The following is a 17512-nucleotide window of genomic DNA, read 5'->3' on the forward strand; positions in this document are numbered from 1 at the left end:
CGCACCGGTGTCCGGCCAGCCATCATCCCGCGGCGACCCCGGCCCGCGTGGGGTGTTCACGGAGCCGTCCGCATTGCCCGGTTCGCCCCGCTGGTCAAGGCACCGGCTCCGGTTCACCAGGGGAGCGGGGGAGTCGACCGGACCCGGTCACCCGAGAATGTGCTTGTCGCTACAACTTCAGTGCTGATCAAAGGCAAGCCGCTAGTGCGACCCCCGCTCCAGCAGGTTCTTCGCACCCAGGACCTCGCGCTCGACGTCGGCCGGCAGGGCGCGCCGCAGCAGCGGTTCGGCCAGCCAGCGCAGGACCGGGGCGAAGCCGATCTCGATGGTCCGGACCACCCGCGTGCCCCCGGCGACCGGCTCGCAGACGAAGCTCGCCGCGAAGGTGGACACGCGCCGGACGAACCGGTTGTGCGGCAGCGGCGCGTACCGCACGTCAACCCGCACCCCCGGGGTGAGCCGCATGCGGGAGACCACCTTGGGCGCTGGGCCGGGGATGCCCGGCAGGCGGGAACGGAACTGGAAGTCGGTGACATCACCGCTGCGGCGCACCCAGTCGATCCGGCCGAGCTTGTCGTCGACGAGGGCGTAGCGCTCGGCGTCCATCACCAGCGCCAGGAACTCGTCCGGCGTGCACTGCACGATCTGCTCCACGGTTACCCGAGTCATGGAAAGAAAGTAATCTCTTACTATGGCTAGGACAACACCAGGAGTCACCAGGGGACGCATCCTCGACGAGGCCATCCGCCTCTTCTCCACCCGTGGCTACGACGCGACCTCGGTGGTGGACATCCAGGTGGCGTGCGGGCTCGCCCCCGGATCGGGCGCGCTGTACAAGCACTTCCCGTCCAAGAAGGCGCTGCTGGAACAGGCGGTGCGGCGCAACCTCGAACTCATGGCGAGCCGGCGCGCCGCCGCGGTCACCGACGTGCCGGACGACCCGCGCGCGGCCCTGCGGCTGCTGGCCGGCGTGGTCTGGGAGGTCATGGACAGCGAGCGCGACCTGGTCCGGATCATGATCCGCGAGTTCGCCGGCTTCCCCGAGCTGTTCGAGGAGATGTGGCAGGGCGTGCTGGCCACCCTCTACCGGGAGTGCGCGGCCTGGCTCAGCGGGCTGCGCGACCAGGGGCGGACCCGGGTCACCGACCCGGAGGCCACCGCCGGCGTGCTGGTCGCGTCGCTGACCTACTACCCGATCCTGGACGCGCTGATCGGCCACACCCCGGGTGACCTGGCGCCGGACCGGTTCCTGGCCGCCTGGCTCGACCACGCCGTGGCCACGCTCGGCATCACGGACTGAGCCGGTGCCCGCGCCCGATCAGTGCGGCGTGAGCATCAGGTGGATCTGGCTGGGCGCGAAGATCGTGTCGGTGAGCAGGTGGGCCAGCCCGGTCAACCCGCCGCGCGGGCCCAGCCGGGTGCGGGTGATGGTCAGGTTCCGGGTGGCCAGCGGCAGGGAGCGCTGGTAGACGCGCTCGCGCACGCCGGCGAGCACCTGCTCGTCCGCGGTGGCGAGCTGGCCGCCCAGCACCACCACCGAGGGGTTGAGCAGGCTGACCGCGCCGGCGATCGCCTCGCCCAGCAGCCGGCCGGCCTGCCTGGCCAGCTGCACGGCGGCCGGCTCACCCGCGCGCACCAGCGCGACCACGTGGTCGACGGTGGGCACGTCGAAGCCCTGCGCGGCCAGGTCCCTGGCCAGTGCCCAGCCGCCCGCGTACGCCTCGACGCAGCCGATGTTGCCGCAGCGGCACGCCGGCGGGTCGGTGTCCCCCGGCACGCTGGCCGGCAGGTGGCCGATGTCGCCGGCCGCGCCGTCGGCGCCGCGCAGGATGCGCCCCTCGTTGACGATGCCCGAGCCGACGCCGGTGCCGGCCTTCACCATCAGCAGGTGCTCCACCTCGGGGAAGCAGGCCCGCTGCTCGCCCAGGGCCATCACGTTGACGTCGTTGTCCACCACCACCGGGCAGCCGTAGCGCTCGCTCAGGTGGTCGCCGATGCCGAAGCCGTCCCAGCCGGTCATGATCGGCGGGGACACCGCGCGGCCGGCGTCGAACTCGACCGGGCCGGGCACGCTCATCGCCACCCCGCACACCCGAGGCCCGACCTGCCCGGCGAGTTCGGGTGTGGCGAACACCTCGCGGCGCAGGTCGGCGAAGATCCGGCCGACCAGGTCGAGCACGGGCCCGGGGCCGTCGGCGATGTTGATCGCCGCGGTGCGTTCGAGCAGCACCTCACCGGACAGGTCGCACACGGCGGCGCGCAGCCCGGACGCGCCGGTGTCGCAGACCAGCAGCATGCCGCCGCGGGCGTGGAAGGCGAACTGCTCGGGCCGGCGACCGCCGGTGGACGCGCTCTCCCCGGCCGGCGCGATCAGTCCGCTGTCCAGCAGGGCGGCCAGCCGCTGGGTGACCGTGGACCGGGCCAGGCCGCTCTGGTTCATCACCTCGGCCCTGGTCAGCGCGGCGTTGCGGCGGAAGAGCGCGAGCACGTCGGCGATGCCCTGCCGGCCGCTGTCCACCCCGGAACCGCTGTCCGACCCGGCGCTCGCGCCGGCCTGGCCCGCCTGGCCCGCCTGGCCCGACTGGCCCGGCTGGTTCGACTGGCCCGGCTGGCCCGGCCGGTCGGACGGGGCCGGCGCGGTGGCTGTTCGGCCGGTCCGCCTCCGGCCCGCCTGTCCGGTGCCTGCCGGTGTCGGTCCTGCCGGTGTCGGGCTGTCCGGTGTTGGGCCGTCCGGTGTGGGCGCTGGCTGCATGTCCTCATCCTTCCCAACCGCGATCGTACCGCCAACAACCAGAAGTCCGTCAACTTATGCTTGTCGTCAGTCAAAAGTTGCGCTAGTGTGTGCCACACCCGACCGGCGGGCAGCCATCCCGCGACGTCCGCCCGGTTCAGAGCCATCAGGTAGCAAGGAGGCGACCATGGCTTCCGCTCGCAGCTGGCGCGCGCGCCGGTTCCGGCGTGGAGTGGCAGGGCTGGCGCTCGCCGCGGTGGCGGTGGCCGCGTGCGCCCCGCCCGACCGCAGCGCCGAGGTCGCCGCGATCATCAAGGGGCTGGACAACCCGTTCTTCCAGGCCATGGGCCAGGGCATCGAGGACGGCGCCACCGGCCCGGTCACCGTGCAGGCCGCCCAGTCCACAGCGGACACCACCGGCCAGGCCGACAAGCTCAGCGCCGTGGCCGTGCAGGGCTTCGGCTGCTACATCATCAACCCGATCAGCGGCACCAACCTGGTGCAGTCGCTGAGCCTGATCGCCAAGCAGGGCAAGCCGGTCATCAACATCGACAGCCCGGTCAACGCCGAGGCGGCCCGCCTGGCCGGCGCCACCCTGGCCAGCTACGTGGGCACCGACAACACCCACGCCGGCCAGGTCGCCGGCGACTTCCTGGCCGGCCGGCTGCCGGCCGGCGCCAAGGTCGCGCTGATCGGCGGCACCGCGGGCGACGTGACCAGCCGGGCCCGGCTGGACGGGTTCCGGGCCGCGGTCGACGGCAAGCTCACCGTCAGCCAGACCGTGGACGTCAACGAGTGGAGCCGGTCCGAGGCGCTGACCAGGGCCGAGGAGATCATGCGGGCCAACCCCGACCTGGCCGGCTTCTTCGTGGCCAACGACGACATGGGGCTCGGCGTCAGCCGCGCCGTGCAGAACGCCGGCAAGTCCGACCAGGTGCGGGTGGTCAGCGTGGACGGCGTCGAGGACGGCCTGCGCGCGGTGAAGTCCGGGCAGCTGGCCGCGACCGTGGCGCAGTACCCGTACACCATCGGCGAGATGGGCGTGGAGGCGTGCCGGGCCGCCGCGGCCGGCCACACACTGCCCGCCACGGTCAACGCGCCGGTCGCCCTGGTCACCCAGGACAACGCGGCCGACGCGCTGAGCGCCTTCCCCAAGCCCTTCGAGCAGTACGACGACCCCTACCGGCAGCTGCTCCAGCAGTAGCCAACCCAGCGAGGGCCAGCTGGTCCGTCCACCATGGACAACCGGCTGGCGCGGGTGGGCAACCGGTGCGAACGGACAGAGGAATCGACATGGCAGAGGCAGTAGCGGTCGGTGCGGACCGCGAGTCACTGGGAGGCCGGCTGCGCGACATCGGCTTCTGGGCGGACTGGGCCGCGGTCATCGGACTGGTCGCGCTGGTCATCGTGTTCGGCCTGGCCAGCCCGAGCTTCCTCACCCTCGGCAACATCCAGGCCATGCTGGTCTCGGCGGCCATCCTGATCGTGCTGGCCGTCGGCCAGACCTTCGTGATCGCCACCTCCGGCATCGACCTGTCCATCGCCTCGATCATGACCTTCGGCGCGGTCGTGCTCGGCCTGCTCTACGCGGCCGGCTGGCCGATCCTGCTGGCCTGCCTGGTCGGGGTGGTCGCGGCCGGGCTGGCCGGGGTCATCAACGGCACCCTGGTCGCCAAGGGCCGCATCCCCGACTTCGTGGTCACCCTCGGCATGTTCTCCGCGGCCTCGGGCGCGGCGCTGATCCTCTCCGACGGCAAGCCCACCCAGGTGGTCGACGGGTTCCTGCTCGCCCTGGCCAGCGGATCGGTCGGCCCGTTCGGCTACTTCATCGTCGTGGCCGCCGTGGTGGTGGTGGTGGCGCACGTCGCCCTGTTCCACACCCGGTTCGGCGTGCACGTGCTGGCCACCGGCGGCAACGCCGAGGGCGCGCGGGCCATGGGCATCCGCACCGGCCGGGTCCGGCTCGCCGTGTACCTGATCTCCGGCGTGCTCGCCGGGGTGGGCGCGATCCTGCTGGTCTCCCGGGTCGGCGCGGCCGAGCCCGCGATCAACACCACCTACCTGCTCAACGCCATCGCCGCGGTGGTGCTGGGCGGGGTGAGCCTGCAGGGCGGGCGGGGCAACATCCTCGGGCCGGTGGTGGGGGCGCTGCTGCTCACCGCGCTGACCAACGGTCTGACCCTGCTCGGCATCTCCCAGTACTACCAGCCACTGGCCGTCGGCGTTGTCGTCGTGATGGCCGCTCTGCTCATGAGGTACCAGCGATGACCCAGCAGTCAGGCACCGCCGTCCTGTCCACCGAGGCCACCGCCGACGCGCTGTTGGTCGCCACGGGGATCAGCAAGTCCTTCGGCAACGTCCGCGCCCTGCAGGACGTGTCGGTATGGCTGCCCCGGGGCCAGATCACCGCGCTCATCGGGGACAACGGCGCGGGCAAGTCCACACTGGTCCGGGTGCTGTCCGGGGTGCACCCGGCCGACGAGGGCAGCCTGACCTTCGACGGCAGCCCGGTGCGGTTCGCCTCGCCCGAGGACGCCCGCACCGCCGGCATCGAGACCGTGCACCAGAACCTCGCGCTGATCGACGACCTCACCGTGTGGCAGAACCTGTTCCTCAACCGGGAACTGGTCCGCGGCTTCGGCCCACTGTCCTTCTTGGACCGCAAGCGCATGCAGGAACAGGCCGAGAAGATGCTGTCCCGGCTGTCGGTGAACGTGCCGCCGATCCGGTCCAAGGTCCGCCGTCTGTCCGGCGGGCAGCGCCAGGCCGTGGCCATCTCCAGGGCCGCCGGGTGGGGTTCCAAGCTGGTCATCATGGACGAGCCAACGGCCGCCCTCGGCGTGCAGGAGACCGCCCGGGTCGAGGAGCTGGTCAAGGGCCTGCGCGCGGACGGCATGACCGTGTTGCTGATCAGCCACAACTTCGACCAGGTGATGCGGCTGGCCGACCAGGTGTGGGTGATGCGCGCCGGCCGGCTGGCCGCCGGGCGGCGCACCCAGGACACCGACGGCGAGGAACTGGTCGGCCTGGTCACCGGAGCCATCACCAGCTGACCCCAGCACCAGCTCACTTACAGGGAGACGGAACAGTGAACAAGATCGGTTTGCACGCGTCGGTGTGGGTCGGCGACTGGAGCGCGGACTCGGCCCGCACGGCGGTCGAGTCGACCGCCAAGGCCGGCTACGACCTGATCGAGATCCCCGCGCTCGACCCCAGCTCCATCGACACGAAGTTGACCAGGCAGCTGCTGGCCGACAACGGTCTGGACGCCGGGTTCTCGCTCGGCCTGCGGTGGGACGCCGACATCTCCAGCACCGACCCGGAGGTGGTCAAGCGCGGTCGCGACCTGCTCGCCGGCGCGCTCACCACCACCGTCGAGGTCGGCGCCGGCTACCTGGGCGGCGTGCTGTTCTCCACCCTCGGCAAGTACCCCGCGCCGCTGGACCCGCGTGGCCGGGAGAACGTGGTCCGCTCACTGGCCAGCCTGGCGGCGGACGCCGCCGACGCCGGCGTCACCATCGGCCTCGAAGTGGTCAACCGCTACGAGAGCAACGTGCTCAACACCGCCGAGCAGGCGGTCGCGCTGATCGAGGACATCGGCGCGGACAACGTGGTGGTGCACCTGGACACCTACCACATGAACATCGAGGAGCAGGACTTCGCCACACCGGTCGAGCGCACCGGCGCCAAGCTCGGCTACGTGCACATCGGCGAGAGCCACCGCGGCTACCTGGGCACCGGCACCATCAACTTCCCGCAGCTGTTCAGCGCGCTGAAGCGGGCCGACTACCAGGGACCGATCACCTTCGAGAGCTTCTCGTCGGCGGTGGTCAACCCCGACCTGTCCAACAACCTCGCGGTGTGGCGCAACCTGTGGAGCGACAGCACCGACCTGGCCACCCACGCCCACAAGTTCATTGTGGACGGTCTGGCCGCGGCCAGCTGACCGCGCCCCGGCGGGCGCACTGGCGGAGAGAAGGGACGTCGTGAGCGACAACGCGTTGCTCGGCATCGACCTGGGCACCAGCGGGGTCAAGGCCGTGGTGCTGGCCGGGAACGGCGGCTTCCTCGGGGAGGCCGACGCCGGCTACCCGGTGCTCACCCAGCAACCGGGCTGGGCCGAGACGCCCCCGGCCGACTGGTGGGCGGCGACCGTGCTCGCCGTGCGCCAGGCCCTGTCCCAGGCCCGCGCCGGCACACCCGGCCTGCGGATCGGCGCCATCGGCGTGGACGGGCAGATGCACGGCCTGGTCCTCACCGACCAGGCCGGCGAGCCAGTGCGCCCAGCCCTGCTCTGGGCCGACCAGCGCGCCCAGCCCCAGGCCCGGCGGTACGCGGCACTGCCCGGACCGACCAGGGCCGCCCTGGCCAACCCGATCAGCCCGGGCATGACCGGCCCGTTGCTGCGCTGGGTCGCCGACCACGAGCCGGACCAGCTGACCAGGGCCCGCTGGGCGCTGCTGCCCAAGGACTGGATCCGCCACCGGCTGACCGGCGTGCTGGCCACCGAACCCTCGGACGCGTCCGCCACCCTGCTCTGGGACGTGCCGGCCAACACCTGGTCAGCCGACGTGCTCGCCGCCCTCGACCTACCCGCCCACCTGCTGCCCGAGGTGCTGGACTCGGCCGCCGCGGCCGGCACCCTCACCCCGGCCGCGGCCGACGAACTCGGCCTGCCCCACGGGATCCCGGTGGCCACCGGTGCCGGCGACACCCCGGCGGCCCTGCTGGCCACCGGGCTCACCCCGGGCGAGGTGCAACTGACCGTGGGCAGCGGCGCCCAACTCGTCGCCGCCACCGACACCGCCACCGGCCACGCCGACCCCGTGGTCCACCTGTACCGCACCGCCGCCAGCCACGGCTGGTACCAGATGGGCGCCGTGCAGAACGCCGGCCTGGCCCTGGACTGGGCCAGACGAGTGCTCAACGCCGACTGGCCCGAGGTCTACGCCGCGTCGGCGGCAGGTGAACCCGGTGCCGGCGGAGTGGTGTTCGTCCCCCACCTGACCGGCGAACGCACCCCCGTGCTGGACGCCTCCGCCACCGCCAGCCTCACCGGCCTGCGCCTGTCCCACGACCGGGCAACCGTGCTCCAGGCCGTGGCCGAAGGCGTCGCGTTCGCCATCCGCCACGCCGCCGACGCCCTCCTCGCCGCCCTGCCCGGCCCGACACCCACGTCGTTCCGCCTGGCCGGCGGCGGCACCCGCGACCCCCACTTCCGCCAACTCCTCGCCGACGTCCTCGGCGTCCCCCTGGAACCCATCCGCGCCCGCAGTGCCTCCGCCGTCGGCGCCGCCACCCTCGCCGCCACCGCAGCCAACCTGCCCACACCCCAAGCCCAACTGGTCCGCGAAGCCCCGATCACCCCGGGCGCCCGCTCCGAGCACTACCGCACAGCCTTCACCCGCTATGCGGAGGCGGTGCACCAGCAGACATCCGCCCGCGAGCAGCGCACCGCCGCCCACTAACCCGCTGGACCCGGCACATCCGTTGCGGGAAGACGGCACGCGGTGGCGACTGCTGAGGCACTGTGAGCGGCAGCCTGCGGAAACGCACTGCCCGTGGGAACGCACTGCACCACGAGCTTCGGGCCCCTGCCACTCGGGCACCAGACGCTGGGCCAGGTTAGGAACCCCAAGCGTTGTACGACACGCCAGCAGGTTCCGAACCCACACCCGGCGTGTCATCCCAGAAGGCGGGACCAACACCGACCAACGCCAGGATGATTAGATAGCCGCCCCTGGCCATCCAGGGCAGCCAGCCCTCATCGCCCCCGCCGGGGATCGCAACCCGGCGCCGGGGGCGCCGATGACCGCCAGCAGGCAGGCGCAGCCAGCCCTCATCGCCCCCGCCGGGGATCGCAACGCCGAGCCGATCGGCGCCTACCTGCCCGACCCGCTCGCAGCCAGCCCTCATCGCCCCCGCCGGGGATCGCAACGCTACGCGGTTGAGTACCACGCTCGCCACGACCGGGCAGCCAGCCCTCATCGCCCCCGCCGGGGATCGCAACTGGAACGCGATCAACCAATCAGGATTCACGCGGAAGCAGCCAGCCCTCATCGCCCCCGCCGGGGATCGCAACGAGCCTTTCTGGCACCGGGCGAGCGCCCGGTTGGCGGCAGCCAGCCCTCATCGCCCCCGCCGGGGATCGCAACAGCAGGGAGAGATCGAGGGTGCGAGCGGGATCCTGCAGCCAGTCCTCATCGCCCCGCCGGGGATCGCAACCGCTTGGCGTACGCCTCACCTGCGGCCTGGGCCGAAGGGCAGCCAGCCCTTATTGCCCCCAAAGGGATCGCAACGAGGTATCGGTCGATGTCGGCCACCCTGATGTGCGGCCAGCCAGCTCATCGCCCCCGGCGGGGATCGCAATCGTGACAACCGCCCAGGTGCAGGTGGCTGTCAGGTCGCAGCCGGCCCTCATCGAGCCCACAGCGTGGTGAACTGCAGCAGCTGTGGTGCGTCTTCGACGCCCCCACGGGGTGTGCAGGGTGGCGGCCGGCCTTCGCGGCTGAACCGGTGCCCGGGGCTCTTGCCGGCCGGGGCAGGGGCGCGCTGGTGAGCGGGACGGGTCCCGGGCGGGTGGCTCTACCGTCACTGGCGTGCCGGCGACGACGCGGAGCGGAACCAGGGGGAGCGTGGTAGCCGGCACGCTGGGGGTGGGCACGGCGGCTCTTCTCAACGCGAGCGGGGAGCCGCCGTGCCGGGGGTTGGCCGGTGATCAGTCGCGGGGCTTGAGCTGTCGGAGGGTGTAGCCGGCGCCGGTGGGGTCCAGCGGCTTGGTGGCCTGCTTGAACAGGTATTCGGCGCGCTCGTAGGACAGCCGGCGGCGACCGGTGTCCGGGCACAGGTCGCCGCCGGCCGGCATGCGGGCTGGGGCTGGGCGGCGGTCGGCGAGGAAGAGCGGGCCCCGGGAACGGCCGGCCAGCAGTTCGGGCAGCAGGTGGGCGGTGCCGGAGCGCCAGGTCACCCAGGTGTTGCCGGTCCGGGCGCGGCGGTCGGCCAGGTCCAGGTGTTCGACGTTCAGGGACAGCACCGCGGTCACCCCAGCCGCCGACTCGTGCAGCAGACGCCACAGGGTGCGTTCGCGCACCGGCAGGTCAACGCGGGAGAACAGCTGGTCGAGCACTGCCGGGTCGATGGGGTGCGCTCGGGGACGGGTTTCGGCGCGGCGGTCGAGGCCGGCGGCGAGATCAACGTCCAACTCCGCCCACGCGGTGAACGAGCGCACGGCTGACCGGTGGCGGTTCCAGGTCGTGGCCGCTGCCGTGCCCCAGGCGGTCGCGAAGACCCGCGCCACCTGGTCGGCGGTCAGGGCGGCCAGCGGCGTCTGCTCACCCAGGGCCAGGCACAGGCGGCGCAGGGTCTGCCGGTACGAGCGGGCGGTGGCCGGGTCCAGCCCGTCGCGGGCCAGGAAGTCCTGGGCGGCCTGGCCGAGGGTGCTGCCGTGAGCGGCGGCAGCGGTGGTGGTGGTGGCGGCGAGTTCGTCCGCGCGGCGGCACAGGAAGGCGCGTTCGGCGGCGTTGCGGGTGAGGGCCGCGGCGCGGTCGAACTCCACGCGTGCCTGGTCGTGCCGGCCGAGGCGGGCCAACAGGTCGCCGCGCACGCTGGGCAGCAGGTGGTAGTCGCGCAGGGTGGGGTCGGCGGTCAGGGCGTCGACCAGGGCGAGCCCGGCCTCGGGGCCGTGCGCCATGCCCACCGCCACCGCGCGGTTGAGCTGCACGATCGGGGTGGGCAGCAGCCGGACCAACGCCTCGTACAGGGTGGCGATCTGCCGCCAGTCGGTGTCCTCGGCGGTGCGCGCCTGCGCGTGGCACACGGCGATGGCGGCCTGGAGCACGTACGGGCCCGGTCGGCCGCCGAGGTCGCGGACCCGCAGCATGGCGGTGAAGCCGCGGCGGATCAGCAGCGGGTCCCAGCGGCCCCGGTTCTGCTCGTGCAACGGCACGGGCTCGCCCGAGGGGCCGGTGCGGGCGGCGGAGCGGGACGCCTGGATCTCCATCAGCGCGACCAGCCCGTGCACCTCGGGTTCGTGCGGCGCGAGTTCGGCCAGCAGGCGGCCGAGGCGCAGCGCCTCCAGGCAGAGGCCGGGACGGATCAGGTCGTCGCCGGCGGTGGCCGAGTAGCCCTCGTTGAAGATCAGGTAGATGACCTCAAGCACGGACGACAGCCGCTCGGCCAGTTCCGCGCCGGCCGGCAGGTCGAACGGCACCCGCTCCTCGGCCAGGGTGCGCTTGGCGGCGGCCATCCGCTGCACAATCCGCTGCTCACCGGTCAGGAACGCGCGCGCGATCTCGGCGGCGGTGAGGCCGCCGAGCAGCCGCAGGGTCAGCGCCACCCGCGCCTCGGTGGGCAGCACCGGGTGGCAGGAGATGAACATCAGCCGCAGCACGTCGTTCTGCTCGGCGTCCGGCTCGGCGGACTGGTCCGGGGCGTCCTGCTGCCGCGTGTCGAGTTCGCGGGCGAGCTGTTCGTGCTTGCGGTCCAGCCGCTGGGCGCGCCGGATGTGGTCGATGGCGCGGCGCTTGGCGGTGGTCATCAGCCACGCGCCGGGGTTGGCCGGCACACCCGATTCCGGCCACTGCTCCAGTGCGGCCACCAGCGCGTCCTGCGCCAGTTCCTCGGCCAGGCCGACGTCGTGCACCAGCCGGGTCAGCCCGGCGACGATCCGGGCCGATTCGAGTTTCCAGACCGCGTCGACCGTGCGGTGGACGTCCGCCACCTGGCTCCTCACCTGGATCGGCAGTGGGGGTGCTCCGGCTGTTGGTGCCGGGACAGGGGAGGCACCGCCCCGGCTGGCGGACAGCGGGGCGGTGCCGTGAAGGGAGCCCGACCAGAGCGCGGTCGGATCAGCGTGGCGCGTGGATCAGGAGGTGAAGACCCGCTGGATCACGCCATCGCCGTCACCGATGATCTGGTAGAAGCGGCGGGTCACCTCGATCGCCTCCTCCTCGGAGCGGACCTCGACCAGCGCGAAGCCGACCACCGCCTCCTTGGCCTCGGTGAACGGCCCGTCGGTCACGGTGACCTCGCCGCCGCGCGCGGTGACCCGCATGCCACCCGGTTCCAGACCGCCGGTGGCCAGCAGCACGCCCGACGCGGTCATCTCCTCGATGAACTTGCCCATCTCCTCGAACAGGTTCTCGTTCGGCGCGGTGTTCGTGGCCGAGGGCTTGGTCATCATCAGGTACCGCATGGGGGTTGTCCTTTGCCTTGTCGCTGACTGCCTGTCGCAGCAGCGTCGCGTGAGTGTATGTGACAGGGAACGGGAGCATTCCCTGTCACATCGGCGGATCGACGTGGTGGCGAGAACCGAGACAGCCGAACCGAGACAGCCGAACCGAGAAGGGCACCGGACATGACCGCCATCCAGCTCCCCGCCGCCACCGCGACCGCCGCCACCGCCACCGCGACCGCCGCCCGCCTCCGCCGCCGCCACTGACGCCCGTCCCCGCCACCACCGGCGCGCACCCCACCGCCACCGCACCCCCGAACGCAGATCCACACCACACACCACACACCACAGAGGACTGATTCACATGGCCACGTTCACCACGGTTGAGGACTACACGGCCGCGCTGCCCGAGGCCCAGCGCGCGATCGCGGACACCCTGCTGCCGCTCATCAACGCGGTGCTGCCCGGGGTCGGCGCGATCTGGCACGGCCACCCGGTGTGGAGCCTGGGCGGCGCGCCGGGCAGGTCCCCGGTCTGCCTGGTCAAGGGCTACCCCGGCTACCTGACCTTCGGGTTCTGGCGCGGACAGGAGATCGCGGACGGCTCCGGCCGGCTCGAACCCGGGGCGCGGGCGATGGCCGGCGTGCGGCTCCGCTCGCCGGCCGACGTCGACGCCGACCTGTTCACCACCTGGCTGCGGGCGGCCCGCGCGCTCGGCTAGCCGGCCGGAACCCCGTGGTGCGGCAGTGCGTTTCCAGCTGCATGGGGCCGGTGGAGACGGTGTTGACGTGGAGCATCCCGGGCGGGGTGCTGGCCGTGGTCGCCGTGGGCGCGGTCGAGTTGCTGCGGCAGAAGCGGCGTCGGCGGGCCGGGACTCCGCTGACCGGAACGTTCGTCAACGAGGTCACCGCGATGTTCTACGGAACCAAGCGGATGGAACTGGACCACCGCGAGTCCATGTCGATGATGCGCGCGGAGGACGCCGACGGCGCCCCGCCGCGGACCACCGTTGACCTGGAGCGCGGCATCGTGGTCCTGCGGCCGGACGCCCCCGGCCGGCCCGACTAGCGCGGTCGCCCGCTGATGATGGCCTCGGTGAGGTCGGCGCCGTGCAGGTTGGCCCCGTGCAGGTCGGCGCCGAGCAGATCCGCCCTGGTCAGGTCGGCGTTGTCCAGGTCGGCGTCGCGCAGGTCGGCCCCGCTGAGATCGGCCTCGCGCAGGTTGGCCATGCTGAGGTCGGCCTCGTGCAGGTCAGCCGCGTGCAGGTCGGCCAGGGCGAAGTCGGCGCCCTGCAGATCGGGAGTCACGTCCTGGTTCTCCTGGCGCCAGACGTTCCACCGGTCGACGTCGCGGCGGAGCAGGCCGACCTGTTCCGCATGGCTGAGCGTTCGCGCGACCATGAGAACCACCTCCCGTCTCACCCGGGGATTCCCCTGACAGCCTGCGGTTATGCCGCTCCACGGCGCAGGCGCGCCGCGGCGCGGCGGCTCGGCGCCCTCAGACCCGCTGGGACTGGGACAGCGGGGCCAGGAAGTCGGCCAGCACGGCGTTGAACTCGGCCGGGCGTTCCAGGTTGGGCAGGTGGGCGGAGTCGGGGATGACCGACAGGGTGGCGTGCGGGATGCGCGCGTGCATGAACTCGGCGTCGCTGACCGGGGTGAACTCGTCGTTCGCGCCGACCACCACGAGCGTGGGCACGGTGATGTGGCCGAGCATGTCGGTGTAGTCGGGGCGCTCGGCCCGTCCGCGCAGTGCGGCGGCGGCGCCGGCCGGGGGAGTGCGGCGCATCATGGTCAGCACGTGGTCGGCGACCTCGGGCAGCGCCCGCACGTTGGCCGGGGACACCATGGTGGTCAGCACGGCCTCGGCGTAGGTGTCCATGCCCTCGCGCAGCAGCCGGTCGGCCATGGCGTTGCGGGACTCCTTGCCGGACTCGGTTTCCGCCTGGGCGAAGGTGTCGGCGAGCACCAGGCCGCGCAGCCGGTGCGGGAACAGCCGGTGGAACTCCAGGGCGATCTGCCCGCCCATGGACAGTCCACTCAGGACGACCTCGGCCACGCCGAGCTGGTCGAGCAGGGCGGCGATGTCCGCGGCGAACGTCGCCAGCGGGGTCGTGCCTGGCACCACCGTGGTCTCGCCGTAGCCGCGCAGGTCCGGGGCGATGACCCGCCAGCCCGCCTGGCTGAAGTGCTCGACCTGGGGGCGCCACATGGTGCGGTCGAACGGGTGGCCGTGGATCAGGACCAGGGCCGGGCCCGCGCCCCGGTCGTCGTAGCCGACGCGGATGTCGTTCAGGGACAGTGTGCTCACGCTGCTCGGTCCTTTCCGTGCTTGACGGCTCGATGCTATGCGGAGCAATATTTCGGTGCAATAAAAACAATGCACTCGGAGCAATCCTCGATGGACGACTACCGGCTGATCGCCGACCGCCTCGCCGCTGACATCGCCGCCGGGCGCCTGCGCGCGGGGGACCGGCTGCCGCCGCAGCGGCGGTTCGCCCGACAGCACGGCATCGCCGCGTCCACCGCCGCGCGCGTGTACGGGGAACTGGTCCGCCGCGGGCTGGCCGTGGGCGAGGTGGGGCGGGGCACGTTCGTGCGCGCGGCCCGGCCACCGGCCGAACCCGCGCTCGCCGAACCCACCACCGCCCGCATCGACCTGGAGCTGAACTTCCCGGTGCTGCCCGACCAGCCGGCGCTGCTGGCCCGGAGCCTGGCCGGGCTGCTCACGCCCGAGGTGCTGGCCGAGGCCCTGCCACCGGTGGGCGTGGCCGGCACGGCCGCGGCCAGGCAGGCGGCCGCCGCACTGCTCGCGCGCGCCGACTGGACCCCGGACGCGGACCGGGTGCTGTTCGCCGGCAACGGGCGGCAGGCCATCGCCGGCACGGTGGCCGCGCTGGTCCCGGTCGGCGAGCGGCTCGGCGTCGAAGCGCTCACCTACCCCGTGGTCAAGGCGGTGGCGGCCCGGCTCGGCGTGGAACTGGTGCCGTTGGCCGTGGACGAGCACGGGCTGGTCCCGGACGCGGTGCGGGCCGCCCACCGCTCCGGCCCGCTGCGCGCGGTCTACCTGCAACCCAGCCTGCACAACCCGCTCGGCACGACCATGCCGGCGCAGCGCCGCGCCGAGGTGGCCGACACCCTGCGGGAGCTGGACCTGCCCGCGGTCGAGGACGGCATCTACGCGTTCCTGCGCGCGGAACTGCCGCCGCTGGCCGCGCTGGCGCCCGAGCACGTCGTGGTGGTGGACAGCCTGTCCAAGCGGCTGGCTCCCGGGCTGACCCTGGGCTTCGCCGTGCCGCCCGCCCACCTGCACGCGCGGGTGGCCGCGGCACTGCGCTCGGGCACGTGGATCGCCGGCCACTTCGCCCTGGCCGCGGCGACGCGGTGGATGAGCGACGGCACCGCCGCCGCCATCCAGCAGGCCAAGCGCGCCGACGCCGCGGCCCGCCAGCACCTCGCCCGCACCCGGCTGGCCGGGTTCACCCTGCGCGCCGACCCGGCCGCCTACCACTGCTGGTGGGAGCTGCCCGAGCCGTGGCGGGCCGAGACCTTCGTGGCGGCCGCGGCCCGCCGGGGCATCGCGGTCACCCCGGCCGCCGCGTTCACCGTGGGGCCGGCCCACGCGCCCAACGCCGTGCGGCTGGCACTGGCCGCGCCGCCGGTCCCGGTGCTCACCGACGCGCTCGACGCGCTGGCCGCGCTGGCCCGCTCCGCGCCCGAGGACACCGGCGTGGAGTGAGCGGCGCTGATCAGAAGCTCGTGCCGCACCAGGGCCGGACCGGCGTGCGGAACAGCTCGTCGGCGCGGGCCAGTGCCGAGGGGTCGGCCGAGGTGATCCGGCCGACGCCGGCCAGCGCGCTCGGGGTCCACTCGCCGAGGTAGAGCATGGCCAGGGTGTCCACGGACAGGCTCAGCTGGGCCGACTCACCCGTGCGGGTCACGCCGTCCGGGCTGATCCGGTAGTGGCCGGTGTTGTTCGGCAACCGGCTGTCGGACACGGCCAGCACCACCGGGTCGGCCCGGCCGTAGCCGCGGCCGGCCAGTGCGGCGGGCACGTCGAGCAGCCGGACGGTGCCGGCCGTCGGCAGGTCCGGGCGCAGGCGGGCCCGGCGGCGGTCGACGCGCAGGCGGACGGCGCGGGTGGCGATGCCGTAGCCGAACCGGCCGTAGCTGGTGGTCTCGGACGCGTGCAGCACGGCGACCGCGTCGCCGCGCCGCGCGCAGTCCCGCAACTGCTCGGTCATCAGGCGGGTCAGCACGCCCCGCCGGGTGTACCCGGGCTGGACGCCCACGGCCTCCACGGCCGCGGCGGGCACGGTGCCGCCGCCCGGCACGGCCAGGGCGCTGGCGAAGGAACTCGTGGTGCCGATCAGCGTGGTCCCGTCGAACGCGCCGAGCTTGCGCTCGGCGGGAAACGTCTCGGCGTCCCGTTCCCACTCCTCGTCGGTGGCCGGGGAGAAGTGCAGGGCGTTGGCCACGACGAGCTGGACGGCCCGTCGCTCGGACTCGGCAACCGGGCGGACCACGAGGTCGCTCATCCGGCCATCCTGCCGAGACCGCCTTGCCGGGCAAGCGAATTTTCCCGCCGCCGCTTACCGTGGAAGCACCGATGGACACGCCACGCACCGCCACGCTTCGAGTGCCCGGCGCCCACCTCCACCACGAGGTGCGCGGCACCGGACCGGTCCTGCTGCTGATTCCCGGCGGCAGTGGTGACGGCGGCCAGTTCTCCGCCGTGGCCGACGCGCTCGCCGACCGGTTCACCGTGGTCACCTACGACCGGCGCGGCTACTCCCGCAGCCCGCTGCACGGGCCGGTCCACGACGACCAGCGGCTGGCCGAGGACCGCGAGGACGTGCACCGCCTGCTCACCCACCTGACCCACCAGCCGGCGCACGTGTTCGGCAGCAGTTCGGGGGCGGTCGTCGCGCTGGACTTCCTGGCCAGGCACCCCACCCAGATCGCGACCGCGGTGGTGCACGAGCCGCCGGTGGTGACGCTGCTGCCCGACGTCACCGACCTGCTGAACCTGCTGGACGAGGTGCACCACACCTACCGCCGCTCCGGCGTCGACCAGGCCCTGCGGCAGTTCACCGGCGCGATCGGCCTGGACGTGCCGTCGGTGGACGAGGCGAGGCTGCCGGCGCCACTGGCCGAGGTGCGCCAGCGGGTGCGCGGCAACCTGCCGTTCTGGCTGGAGCACGAGCTGCGCCAGTACCCGAGGGCCGTGCCCGACGTGGACGCGTTGCACGCCTGGCGGAACCGGCTCGTGCTGGCCGTCGGCCAGGACTCGCGGGAGCAGTTCCCGCACCGGGCCACGACCGCGCTGGCCGACCGGCTGGGCGTGCCCTCGGTGGCTTTCCCCGGCGGGCACCTGGGTTTCGCCACCCGGGCACCCGAGTTCGCCGAACGGCTCGCCACCGTGCTCGGCCGCGGATAGCACCACCGTGCTCGGCCGCGGCCGGTGGCGCGCCCATGCGGTGTCGTCGGCCGGGTGGGTGTTGCCGTGACGATCCGCACCCCCGCGGCGGCGTTGCGCGGCCGGCCACCGGGCCAACCACCGGACGGCCCGCGCGTCCTGTGGGGTGACGACTCGGAGCTGACGGGGCA

Annotated in this window: 17 protein-coding genes, 1 pseudogene and 1 CRISPR repeat array; of the genes and pseudogenes, 10 read left to right on the plus strand and 8 right to left on the minus strand. The window is 73.2% G+C overall.

Going from position 1 to position 17512, the window contains the following annotated elements:
* Nucleotides 1-201: 201 nt before the first annotated feature.
* Nucleotides 202-669 (minus strand): SRPBCC family protein, encoded by a 468-nt coding sequence (locus LX83_RS18675; RefSeq protein ID WP_253773082.1) that lies wholly within the window; start codon nt 667-669, stop codon nt 202-204.
* A 22-nt stretch (nt 670-691) separates the two neighbouring features.
* Between LX83_RS18675 and LX83_RS18680 the strand changes: the two genes are divergently transcribed.
* Nucleotides 692-1300, plus strand: coding sequence for a TetR/AcrR family transcriptional regulator (locus tag LX83_RS18680; protein ID WP_253773084.1), 609 nt, complete (start codon nt 692-694; stop codon nt 1298-1300).
* Between the two features lie 18 nt (nt 1301-1318).
* Here LX83_RS18680 and LX83_RS18685 read toward each other — a convergent pair whose 3' ends face one another.
* Nucleotides 1319-2752, minus strand: coding sequence for an ROK family protein (locus tag LX83_RS18685; protein ID WP_253773086.1), 1434 nt, complete (start codon nt 2750-2752; stop codon nt 1319-1321).
* A 166-nt stretch (nt 2753-2918) separates the two neighbouring features.
* Between LX83_RS18685 and LX83_RS18690 the strand changes: the two genes are divergently transcribed.
* From LX83_RS18690 to xylB, 5 genes are all read left to right on the plus strand, one after another.
* The gene (locus tag LX83_RS18690; RefSeq protein ID WP_253773088.1) at nt 2919-3935 is read left to right on the plus strand and encodes a substrate-binding domain-containing protein; all 1017 of its coding nucleotides are present in this window, start codon (nt 2919-2921) and stop codon (nt 3933-3935) included.
* A gap of 89 nt (nt 3936-4024) precedes the next feature.
* Nucleotides 4025-4999: an ABC transporter permease gene (locus LX83_RS18695; RefSeq protein ID WP_253773090.1), complete on the plus strand. Its 975-nt coding sequence runs from the start codon at nt 4025-4027 to the stop codon at nt 4997-4999.
* The gene (locus LX83_RS18700; protein ID WP_253773092.1) at nt 4996-5784 is read left to right on the plus strand and encodes an ATP-binding cassette domain-containing protein; all 789 of its coding nucleotides are present in this window, start codon (nt 4996-4998) and stop codon (nt 5782-5784) included. The genes LX83_RS18695 and LX83_RS18700 overlap by 4 nt, the downstream gene beginning before the upstream one ends.
* A gap of 35 nt (nt 5785-5819) precedes the next feature.
* Nucleotides 5820-6677, plus strand: coding sequence for a sugar phosphate isomerase/epimerase family protein (locus LX83_RS18705; RefSeq protein WP_253773094.1), 858 nt, complete (start codon nt 5820-5822; stop codon nt 6675-6677).
* 40 nt (nt 6678-6717) lie between these two features.
* A complete protein-coding gene (xylB, locus tag LX83_RS18710; RefSeq protein ID WP_253773096.1) occupies nt 6718-8199 on the plus strand; it encodes a xylulokinase in 1482 nt (493 codons plus the stop codon).
* Nucleotides 8200-8484: 285 nt separating this feature from the next.
* A CRISPR array of direct repeats spans nt 8485-8886; the repeat unit is 37 nt; unit sequence GCAGCCAGCCCTCATCGCCCCCGCCGGGGATCGCAAC.
* Nucleotides 8887-9449: 563 nt separating this feature from the next.
* Here the strand turns inward: xylB and LX83_RS38895 are convergent.
* From LX83_RS38895 to LX83_RS18720, 3 genes and pseudogenes are all read right to left on the minus strand, one after another.
* The gene (locus LX83_RS38895; protein WP_301328521.1) at nt 9450-10232 is read right to left on the minus strand and encodes a site-specific integrase; all 783 of its coding nucleotides are present in this window, start codon (nt 10230-10232) and stop codon (nt 9450-9452) included.
* Nucleotides 10221-11474 (minus strand): annotated as a pseudogene (locus LX83_RS38900) (RNA polymerase sigma factor); the annotation flags it as partial. The pseudogene LX83_RS38900 and the gene LX83_RS38895, both read right to left, overlap by 12 nt.
* Before the next feature lie 120 nt (nt 11475-11594).
* Nucleotides 11595-11924: a YciI family protein gene (locus LX83_RS18720; protein ID WP_253773116.1), complete on the minus strand. Its 330-nt coding sequence runs from the start codon at nt 11922-11924 to the stop codon at nt 11595-11597.
* Nucleotides 11925-12267: 343 nt separating this feature from the next.
* On the opposite strand from LX83_RS18720, the gene LX83_RS18725 reads away from it, so the two are divergent.
* Nucleotides 12268-12624, plus strand: coding sequence for a DUF1801 domain-containing protein (locus LX83_RS18725; protein WP_253773119.1), 357 nt, complete (start codon nt 12268-12270; stop codon nt 12622-12624).
* A gap of 59 nt (nt 12625-12683) precedes the next feature.
* The gene (locus tag LX83_RS18730) at nt 12684-12971 is read left to right on the plus strand and encodes a DUF6191 domain-containing protein (protein WP_308204010.1); all 288 of its coding nucleotides are present in this window, start codon (nt 12684-12686) and stop codon (nt 12969-12971) included.
* Here the strand turns inward: LX83_RS18730 and LX83_RS37880 are convergent.
* Nucleotides 12968-13303, minus strand: coding sequence for a pentapeptide repeat-containing protein (locus tag LX83_RS37880; protein ID WP_301328476.1), 336 nt, complete (start codon nt 13301-13303; stop codon nt 12968-12970). The genes LX83_RS18730 and LX83_RS37880 overlap by 4 nt on opposite strands.
* 97 nt (nt 13304-13400) lie before the next feature.
* On the minus strand, nt 13401-14213 hold the full coding sequence (locus LX83_RS18740) for an alpha/beta fold hydrolase (protein ID WP_253773121.1): 813 nt from the start codon (nt 14211-14213) through the stop codon (nt 13401-13403).
* Between the two features lie 90 nt (nt 14214-14303).
* Here LX83_RS18740 and LX83_RS18745 point away from each other — a divergent pair, with 90 nt between their 5' ends.
* The gene (locus LX83_RS18745) at nt 14304-15641 is read left to right on the plus strand and encodes an aminotransferase-like domain-containing protein (protein WP_253773534.1); all 1338 of its coding nucleotides are present in this window, start codon (nt 14304-14306) and stop codon (nt 15639-15641) included.
* Between the two features lie 10 nt (nt 15642-15651).
* Here the strand turns inward: LX83_RS18745 and LX83_RS18750 are convergent, their stop codons facing one another.
* Nucleotides 15652-16440: a GNAT family N-acetyltransferase gene (locus LX83_RS18750; protein ID WP_253773123.1), complete on the minus strand. Its 789-nt coding sequence runs from the start codon at nt 16438-16440 to the stop codon at nt 15652-15654.
* A 71-nt stretch (nt 16441-16511) separates the two neighbouring features.
* On the opposite strand from LX83_RS18750, the gene LX83_RS18755 reads away from it, so the two are divergent.
* Nucleotides 16512-17342, plus strand: coding sequence for an alpha/beta fold hydrolase (locus LX83_RS18755; protein WP_253773125.1), 831 nt, complete (start codon nt 16512-16514; stop codon nt 17340-17342).
* Nucleotides 17343-17512: the final 170 nt, after the last annotated feature.

It is taken from the genome of Goodfellowiella coeruleoviolacea, assembly GCF_024171785.1.
Taxonomy (GTDB): domain Bacteria; phylum Actinomycetota; class Actinomycetes; order Mycobacteriales; family Pseudonocardiaceae; genus Goodfellowiella; species Goodfellowiella coeruleoviolacea.

Bases quoted from the DNA above. Each gene is read 5' to 3' on its own strand.
- LX83_RS18675 (WP_253773082.1), bottom strand. From the start codon at position 669: ATGACTCGGGTAACCGTGGAGCAGATCGTGCAGTGCACGCCGGACGAG.
- LX83_RS18680 (WP_253773084.1), top strand. From the start codon at position 692: ATGGCTAGGACAACACCAGGAGTCACCAGGGGACGCATCCTCGACGAG.
- LX83_RS18755 (WP_253773125.1), top strand. From the start codon at position 16,512: ATGGACACGCCACGCACCGCCACGCTTCGAGTGCCCGGCGCCCACCTC.
- LX83_RS18720 (WP_253773116.1), bottom strand. From the start codon at position 11,924: ATGCGGTACCTGATGATGACCAAGCCCTCGGCCACGAACACCGCGCCG.
- LX83_RS37880 (WP_301328476.1), bottom strand. From the start codon at position 13,303: ATGGTCGCGCGAACGCTCAGCCATGCGGAACAGGTCGGCCTGCTCCGC.
- LX83_RS18695 (WP_253773090.1), top strand. From the start codon at position 4,025: ATGGCAGAGGCAGTAGCGGTCGGTGCGGACCGCGAGTCACTGGGAGGC.
- LX83_RS18690 (WP_253773088.1), top strand. From the start codon at position 2,919: ATGGCTTCCGCTCGCAGCTGGCGCGCGCGCCGGTTCCGGCGTGGAGTG.
- LX83_RS18745 (WP_253773534.1), top strand. From the start codon at position 14,304: ATGGACGACTACCGGCTGATCGCCGACCGCCTCGCCGCTGACATCGCC.
- LX83_RS18750 (WP_253773123.1), bottom strand. From the start codon at position 16,440: ATGAGCGACCTCGTGGTCCGCCCGGTTGCCGAGTCCGAGCGACGGGCC.
- LX83_RS18685 (WP_253773086.1), bottom strand. From the start codon at position 2,752: ATGCAGCCAGCGCCCACACCGGACGGCCCAACACCGGACAGCCCGACA.
- LX83_RS18700 (WP_253773092.1), top strand. From the start codon at position 4,996: ATGACCCAGCAGTCAGGCACCGCCGTCCTGTCCACCGAGGCCACCGCC.
- LX83_RS18725 (WP_253773119.1), top strand. From the start codon at position 12,268: ATGGCCACGTTCACCACGGTTGAGGACTACACGGCCGCGCTGCCCGAG.